The following is a 7058-nucleotide window of genomic DNA, read 5'->3' on the forward strand; positions in this document are numbered from 1 at the left end:
TAATTACCTCCGGGCTGGCTTACCAGGATGACTTTCGCACGCCGGGTATCTGACCTTTTAAGGCTAACTCGCGAAAGCAGATTCGGCAAAGGCCAAATCGGCGAATATAACCGCGCGGCCGGCCACAGACTTTGCAGCGATTACGAACCTGGTTCGAAAATTCTCGCCGCTGTTCACGATACGTCATGCATTTCTTCGCCATACTAATCCTTCCTAAAGGGCATACCCAGCAGTTTCAGCAGCAAGTACGCCTGATCGTCGGTCGTCGCAGTCGTTACAATGGTTACTTCCATTCCGCGAATCTTGTCGATCTTGTCGTACTGAATTTCAGGGAAAATCAACTGCTCTCGCAGGCCCAGCGTGTAATTGCCGCGCCCGTCAAAGGCGTCTGATGATACTCCCCGAAAGTCGCGTACGCGTGGCAGAGCAATATTTACCAGCCGGTCCAAGAAAGACCACATGCGGTCACCCCGCAGCGTAACTTTCGCACCGATCAAGCGGCCTTCGCGTAGTTTGAAATTCGCGATGCTTTTGCGCGCTTTGATGATGATCGGTTTTTGGCCCGTGATCGTTGTCAGATCACCTGCTGCTGCCTCTAATGCCTTCGGGTTATCTAATGCTTCACCCAACCCAATGTTCACCACAACCTTCTGAATGCGCGGAACCTCGTTAATGTTCTCCAGGTTCAGCCCCTTCTTCAAGGCAGGCACAACTTCTTTTACATATTGTTGCTTCATATTATTCATTGCTTACGCTCCCAGGCGGGTTAATCGTCGATCAGGGCGTTGCATTTTTTGCAAACCCGTCGCACCGCGTCATTTTCGCGCAGAAGACCCACACGGGTAGCTTTACCACACTTCGGGCAAACCACCATCACATTCGAAATGTGCAGCGGCGCCTCAAAACGTACCCGGCCGGGGTTAATGGTGCGGCCTTGCGATTGAACCTGGCGCTGGTGTTTGGTGCGCATGTTCACGCCCTGCACCACCACGCGGCTCTCATCCGGCAGAACCTTAATCACTTCGCCCGTTTTCCCTTTATCTTCGCCGCGGCCGCTAATGACCTTGACGAGATCACCTTTACGAATTTTGACTTTCATGATTGTTTCGCTCCTCTATTCGCTTCCTAAAGTACTTCCGGGGCCAGAGAGACGATCTTCATGAAGCCCTTCTCGCGCAGTTCGCGGGCCACTGGGCCAAAGATGCGGGTGCCCTTGGGGTTTTGGCCGTCGGTGTCCAGAATGACGCAGGCGTTATCGTCAAAACGAATGGAAGAGCCATCTTCGCGGCGCCATTCTTTCGAGCAGCGCACAATCACAGCCTTCACCACATCGCTTTTCTTTACATTGCCCTGCGGCGCAGCCGACTTCACCGTCGCCACAACCACATCACCAATCTGACCATAGCGGCGCTTTGAGCCACCCATCACATGGATCACCAGCACTTCACGCGCCCCAGTGTTATCAGCCACTTTCAGACGAGATTCTTGTTGTATCATCGCTTATTCTCCTTCAACAACATCCGAAGTCTCGCCTATGCGCTTCGTGATCGTCTCTACCACCCAGCGCTTCTCCCGAGAGAGCGGCCGGCTTTCGATGATCTGCACTTCATCGCCAATCATGCAGCCCAGTTCATCGTGGGCTTTCACACGCTTGGTCGCGTGCACAACCTTTTTGTAGAGCGGGTGACGATAAGTCCGCGCAATTTCGACCACAACGGTCTTCATCATTTTGTTGCTTGTTACTACACCTGTTAATCGGCGTCGAGTAGTCGTCATTTCTCACCTTCCCGCTGGCCGGCAGATTTTTGCTCGCTCAGTATGGTTTCAAACTGGGCAATCAAACGCCGCGTTTTCTTCAGACGGCTCGTGTCTGTCAGCTGACCCGTTACCGATTGGAACCGCAGGTTCATCAACTCGTGGCGGGCATCATCCAGCTTTGCTTGTAATTCGGCAGTCGACAATAATCGCATATCTTTTACTTTCATGCCTGTTCTCCTCCAATTTCATGACGGCCAACTACTTTCGTCTTGATGGAGAACTTATAGGAAGCCTGGTGCAAAGCCTCTTGCGCCACGTCTGAAGGCAAACCAGCAATTTCAAACATAATGCGTCCAGGTTTCACCACTGCCACCCAATACTCCACATTTCCTTTACCTTTACCCATACGGGTTTCAGCGGCGCGATGAGTGTAGGGCTTATCAGGGAAGATGCGAACCCACAACTTTCCGCGGCGGCGCATAACACGCACCATCGCGCGGCGTGCGGCTTCGATCTGGCGGGCCGAAACCCAACCAGGCTCCAAAGCCTGCAACCCATAGTCGCCGAAGGATACTTCCGCCCCGCGCAGCGCTTTACCGCGCATGCGGCCGCGCATCATTTTGCGGAACTTAACTCGCTTTGGCATCAACATAGTCTCTACCTCTTTTTTTCAATCCACCTGGGGTTGTCCCAGTGTTTTGCTTATTCGCTAACGTACACACCCTCGGTGGGTTGCACTTTCTCTTCGATCTCGCGCGAGAGAACATCGCCACGGTAGACCCACACCTTGATGCCGATCTTGCCATACGTGGTCAAAGCCTCGGTCTGGGAAAAGTCGATGTCAGCGCGGAGAGTCTGGAGCGGCACACGGCCTTCTCGCAGCCACACGGTGCGCGCCATTTCAGCGCCCGCCAAACGGCCCGAGACGGAAATCTTAATTCCAAGCGCTCCCTGGCGCATGGCCTGCTGGATGGCGCGTTTCATCGCCCGGCGGTAGCTCACGCGGCGCGCTATCTGCCCGCCCACGTTCTCGGCCACCAGATACGCGTCCAGATCGGGCGATTTAATCTCTTTGATTTCGAGATCGATGCGCTTTCCGGTCAACGCTTCCAGATCCTGGCGAATTTTCTTCACAGTCTCGCCTTTGCGGCCGATCAAAATACCCGGCTTGGCCGTGTTCACCACAACTTTCACCTTGCCAGGGAAGCGTTCCACCTCCACACGAGACACGCCCGCGCGGCCAGCTTCCTTCATGATCAGCTCACGAATCTGGAAATCCTGATGCAGCTGGTCAATATACTGGGGACCATCAGCGTACCAGCGCCCGTCCCAGGTCTTATTGATGCTCAGACGAAATCCAATCGGATGTACTTTACGACCCATAATATCTCCTGGTGTCTTTCCTATCTCATCACCTGGCAGTGCCAGGTGAACCTATCTCACTACTTCCGCTCTCGCAAAACCACTTCGATGTGAGAAGAGCGGCGTAAGATCGGCTTGAAACGCCCGCGCGCTCCAAACCGCCGCCAGCGGCGGGTAGGCGCTTCGTCAGCCGTGATCTTGTACACGTACAGATCATCTCGGCTCAAACCGAAATTCTCTTCCGCGTTTGCCACGGCAGAAGCAATCAACTTGCGAACCGGCAGTGCGGCTGCTTTGTTGGTGAAGCGCAGTAAATCAATCGCTTCCACTGCCGCTTTGCCGCGAACGGTATCGATCACCAGGCGGGCCTTTTGGGCAGAAATGCCACAGTTACTTAATTTAGCACGAATATCGGTTGCCATTTTGCCTACCTCTTCTTAGATGACTTCTCGGCAACGTGGCCGCGGAAGTGGCGGGTGGGCGCAAACTCACCCAACCGGTGCCCAACCATGTTATCTGTGACGTAGATCGGCACATGGCGACGGCCATCGTGCACCGCTATCGTGTGTCCTACCATTTGCGGGAAGATCACACTCGCCCGGCTCCAGGTGCGCAGCACCTTCTTCTCGTTCCGAGCATTCATATCTTCAATTTTTTTCAGAAGTTTGGGCTCGATAAACGGCCCTTTTTTCAGCGATCGTGACATACTTGCGTCCCTCTGTCGCTCAATCTAACCGGTCAGCCTGTTGCCCCGCTTATTTGCGGCGGCGAACAATGTACTGATCAGTCTTCTTATTCCGACGGGTCTTATAACCCAGCGCGGGGCGTCCCCACGGAGTCTTCGGACCGGGCATACCAATCGGCTGGCGCCCTTCACCACCACCATGCGGATGGTCGCGGGGGGTCATCGCAGTACCGCGCACCGATGGGCGGATGCCCAGGTGGCGTTTGCGACCGGCTTTTCCCAGCTTCACATTGCTGTGATCCAGGTTGCCGACCTGACCGATGGTTGCGTAACAACCCTGACGTACCAGGCGCATCTCGCCCGAGGGCAGGCGCACCGTGGCATAATCACCTTCCTTCGCCAGCAGCTGAGCCGCGGCGCCAGCCGAGCGAACCATCTGCCCGCCTTTGCCTTCTTTCAGCTCAACATTATGGATCATGGTACCCACAGGAATGTTCGCGATGGGCAACGCGTTGCCAGGGCGAATTTCTGCTTCGGGGCCGTTCACCACTTTATCGCCCACTTTCAAGCCCACCGGGGCCAGAATGTAGCGTTTCTCGCCGTCCACATAATGCAGCAGCGCCAGGCGAGCGGTGCGGTTGGGATCGTATTCGATCGATGCAACAGTCGCAGGAACGTTCACTTTATCCCGTTTAAAATCGACCAGGCGAATTTTTTGGCGGTGACCGCCGCCCTGATGGCGAACGGTAACGCGGCCATACATATTCCGACCGGCGTTCTTTTTGCGGGGAACAACCAGTGAGCGCTCAGGGGTACTCTTCGTGATCTCTTCAAAAGTGTAGCCCGTGCGATGTCGCGTACCGGGTGTGATTGGTTTGTAAATCTTGACAGCCATTACTCTACCCCTTCAAAGATCGCGATGCTATCTTCCGGCGCGAGGGTAACAATTGCTTTCTTGTACGCCGATTGGCGGATCGCCATCCGGCGGCTGCGCGCGCGGCGGGTGCTCTTCGCGGGAACATTAACAATATTCACGCGCAGCACCTTCACATCAAACAGCTTGCTCACAGCATCTTTTACCATGCTGCGTGTGGCATTGGGCGCCACTTCGAACACATACTGGTGCAGCTTGCTAACCTGGTAATTGCTTTTTTCGGTTACCAGCGGTCGGCGGAGAACATCATAAATCGTATTCATTGTTTCCTCCTACCTACCCTAAATGGTTCGAGATCGACTCAAGTGATGCAACCGGCATGACCAGTTTTTCATACTTCAGCAAATCACGAATATTCAAGTAGCCCGAAAGCATAATCTTCGCGTCTGGAAGATTGTTCGTCGCGCGGATCACGCCCTCATAAGCTTCTTTTTCAGGGATCAAAATCAACGCGCTGCAATCACCCACCAGCGTATCCAGGGCTTTCGCCATCAAACGCGTCTTGGGTTCCGGCAGTGCCAACTGATCCAACATCACCACATTCGCCTCAGCTGCCTTCACAGACAGCGCCGAGCGTAAAGCCGCCAGGCGCATTTTGCGCGGCATTGCTTTGGTGTACTTGCGCGGATGCGGTGTGTGGATGCGGCCACCACCCTTCCACTGTGCAGCCCGGATGGAACCCTGTCGTGCCCGGCCAGTGCCCTTCTGGCGCCACGGCTTGCGTCCACCACCCGATACTTCACCACGCACTTTGGTGTCGTGCGTGCCCAGGCGGGCGTTCGCCATCTGGCGCACGAATGCCTGGTGCATCAAGTCTACATAAACTGGGGCTTCAAAGATCGCTCCCGGTAATTCCACCGAGTCCACCTTTTTGCCCTCCATGTTATAAACATCTACTAACATAGTCACTTCGCTCCCTTTAATGTGCTGAAAAAATGTCATCCTTGCGTCAGACTATTTTTTCCGCGCCTCCTTGATCAGCACCAGACCACCACGCGGCCCAGGAACGGCGCCACGCACACCAATCAGGTTGCGCTCAGGGTCTACCAGCGCGACCATCAAGTGAGACTGGGTTACGCGCTCATTGCCCATGTGACCCGGACCACGAGAGCCCTTGAACACACGCCCTGGGGTTGTGCCAGATCCACGTGAACCAGGCGCGCGATGACGATCCGATTGACCATGTGTCTTCGGACCACCGCGGAAACCGTACCGTTTCACACCACCCTGGAACCCGCGGCCTTTGCTCGTACCGGTAACATCCACATGCTCGCCAATCGCGAACTGCTCAACCGACACTTTTTCCCCTTCAGACACACCAGGTTCTTTGGCTCGAAACTCGCGCAGGAAGCGCAGTGGGGGCAAGTTGTTCTTCTTGAGGTGCCCCAAACTACCACCAGTGAGGCGTTTCGGCTTCACTTCTTCGAAACCCAGTTGCACGGCGGAGTACCCGTCGTTTTCGGGCGTGCGCACTTGGGTAACAAAGCAAGGCCCAGCTTCAATGAGCGTTACCGGCACAGCCGCGCCGTTCTCATCGAAAATCTGGGTCATACCGATTTTCTTGCCTATCAGCCCTTTAAACATCTCAGTTTTTCTCCTTCGTAAGGTTGAAGTTGCAAGAGACTGTCAGCCTGGGCTTGGCCGCATCATCTCTTATATGCAGTGCAGTCAGTCAGCCTGCTGCGTCACTCCGCATCGTGTCGTGCGCCCACAGAGCCGCTCTTGCACCGCATGGTCGAACCAGACAATGCTTTGTCTGGCAAACCTCGTAATTATACTGCTATTCTTTTTTTTTGACCAGTCATCAGGCGACAAGTCTTTTCTACCCGCCACCTGATGAACCGGTCATTTCATTCTTGTAAACCTGTTAAATCTTGATCTCAATATCCACACCGGCCGGTAGATTCAAGCGCATCAGCATGTCGATCGTTTTCGCATCGGGGTCCAACACGTCAATCAAACGATTGTGCGTGCGCACCTCAAAATGCTCGTGCGAATCTTTATCGATGAACGTTGAGCGGCGAACCGTAAATTTTTCAATCCGGGTCGGAAGCGGCACCGGTCCCACAACCCGCGCCCCGCTGCGTTCCGCTGTATCCACAATCCGCTTGGCGGATTGATCCAGCACACGATGATCGTATGCTTTCAGACGAATGCGAATTCGTTGCTTTGCCATACCTTACACCTATTTTCTAAGCCAGAATCTTGGTGATAACGCCGGCGCCCACGGTCAGACCGCCTTCGCGGATCGCGAATTTGGAACCCTGCTCGAGCGCAACCGGAACGATCAGTTCAGCGGTCATGTTGATGTTGTCGCCG

Annotated in this window: 16 protein-coding genes; all 16 read right to left on the reverse strand. The window is 54.6% G+C overall.

Annotation, left to right across the window (positions count from 1 at the left end; all coding sequences use genetic code 11):
* Nucleotides 1–19: 19 nt before the first annotated feature.
* Nucleotides 20–202: a type Z 30S ribosomal protein S14 gene (locus ADN00_RS12660; protein WP_075063357.1), complete on the reverse strand. Its 183-nt coding sequence runs from the start codon at nt 200–202 to the stop codon at nt 20–22.
* A gap of 1 nt (nt 203) precedes the next feature.
* Nucleotides 204–746: a 50S ribosomal protein L5 gene (rplE, locus tag ADN00_RS12665; protein WP_075063358.1), complete on the reverse strand. Its 543-nt coding sequence runs from the start codon at nt 744–746 to the stop codon at nt 204–206.
* 20 nt (nt 747–766) lie between these two features.
* Complete coding sequence (gene rplX / locus ADN00_RS12670; protein ID WP_075063359.1) at nt 767–1099, reverse strand: 50S ribosomal protein L24; 333 nt, start codon at nt 1097–1099, stop codon at nt 767–769.
* 26 nt (nt 1100–1125) lie between these two features.
* On the reverse strand, nt 1126–1497 hold the full coding sequence (gene rplN / locus ADN00_RS12675; RefSeq protein ID WP_075063360.1) for a 50S ribosomal protein L14: 372 nt from the start codon (nt 1495–1497) through the stop codon (nt 1126–1128).
* A gap of 3 nt (nt 1498–1500) precedes the next feature.
* Complete coding sequence (rpsQ, locus tag ADN00_RS12680) at nt 1501–1776, reverse strand: 30S ribosomal protein S17 (RefSeq protein WP_075063361.1); 276 nt, start codon at nt 1774–1776, stop codon at nt 1501–1503.
* Complete coding sequence (rpmC, locus tag ADN00_RS12685) at nt 1773–1985, reverse strand: 50S ribosomal protein L29 (RefSeq protein WP_075063362.1); 213 nt, start codon at nt 1983–1985, stop codon at nt 1773–1775. Before rpmC ends, rpsQ begins: the two co-directional genes overlap by 4 nt.
* The gene (rplP, locus tag ADN00_RS12690) at nt 1982–2410 is read right to left on the reverse strand and encodes a 50S ribosomal protein L16 (protein WP_075063363.1); all 429 of its coding nucleotides are present in this window, start codon (nt 2408–2410) and stop codon (nt 1982–1984) included. The genes rpmC and rplP overlap by 4 nt, the downstream gene beginning before the upstream one ends.
* Before the next feature lie 50 nt (nt 2411–2460).
* Nucleotides 2461–3141: a 30S ribosomal protein S3 gene (gene rpsC / locus ADN00_RS12695; protein ID WP_075063364.1), complete on the reverse strand. Its 681-nt coding sequence runs from the start codon at nt 3139–3141 to the stop codon at nt 2461–2463.
* A 59-nt stretch (nt 3142–3200) separates the two neighbouring features.
* A complete protein-coding gene (gene rplV / locus ADN00_RS12700) occupies nt 3201–3542 on the reverse strand; it encodes a 50S ribosomal protein L22 (RefSeq protein WP_075063365.1) in 342 nt (113 codons plus the stop codon).
* A 5-nt stretch (nt 3543–3547) separates the two neighbouring features.
* Nucleotides 3548–3826, reverse strand: a complete 279-nt coding sequence (rpsS, locus tag ADN00_RS12705) for a 30S ribosomal protein S19 (protein WP_075063366.1) — start codon at nt 3824–3826, stop codon at nt 3548–3550.
* A 49-nt stretch (nt 3827–3875) separates the two neighbouring features.
* Complete coding sequence (gene rplB, locus ADN00_RS12710; RefSeq protein WP_075063367.1) at nt 3876–4700, reverse strand: 50S ribosomal protein L2; 825 nt, start codon at nt 4698–4700, stop codon at nt 3876–3878.
* Complete coding sequence (rplW, locus tag ADN00_RS12715) at nt 4700–5002, reverse strand: 50S ribosomal protein L23 (protein ID WP_075063368.1); 303 nt, start codon at nt 5000–5002, stop codon at nt 4700–4702. The genes rplB and rplW overlap by 1 nt, the downstream gene beginning before the upstream one ends.
* 13 nt (nt 5003–5015) lie before the next feature.
* The gene (rplD, locus tag ADN00_RS12720) at nt 5016–5642 is read right to left on the reverse strand and encodes a 50S ribosomal protein L4 (protein ID WP_075063379.1); all 627 of its coding nucleotides are present in this window, start codon (nt 5640–5642) and stop codon (nt 5016–5018) included.
* 51 nt (nt 5643–5693) lie between these two features.
* Nucleotides 5694–6323: a 50S ribosomal protein L3 gene (gene rplC / locus ADN00_RS12725; protein WP_075063369.1), complete on the reverse strand. Its 630-nt coding sequence runs from the start codon at nt 6321–6323 to the stop codon at nt 5694–5696.
* A gap of 283 nt (nt 6324–6606) precedes the next feature.
* Nucleotides 6607–6915, reverse strand: a complete 309-nt coding sequence (gene rpsJ / locus ADN00_RS12730) for a 30S ribosomal protein S10 (RefSeq protein WP_075063370.1) — start codon at nt 6913–6915, stop codon at nt 6607–6609.
* A 16-nt stretch (nt 6916–6931) separates the two neighbouring features.
* A partial coding sequence (locus tag ADN00_RS12735; protein ID WP_456238514.1) for an EF-Tu C-terminal domain-related protein occupies nt 6932–7058 on the reverse strand: 127 nt, incomplete at its 5' end.

This window comes from Ornatilinea apprima, from assembly GCF_001306115.1.
Lineage (GTDB): Bacteria > Chloroflexota > Anaerolineae > Anaerolineales > Anaerolineaceae > Ornatilinea > Ornatilinea apprima.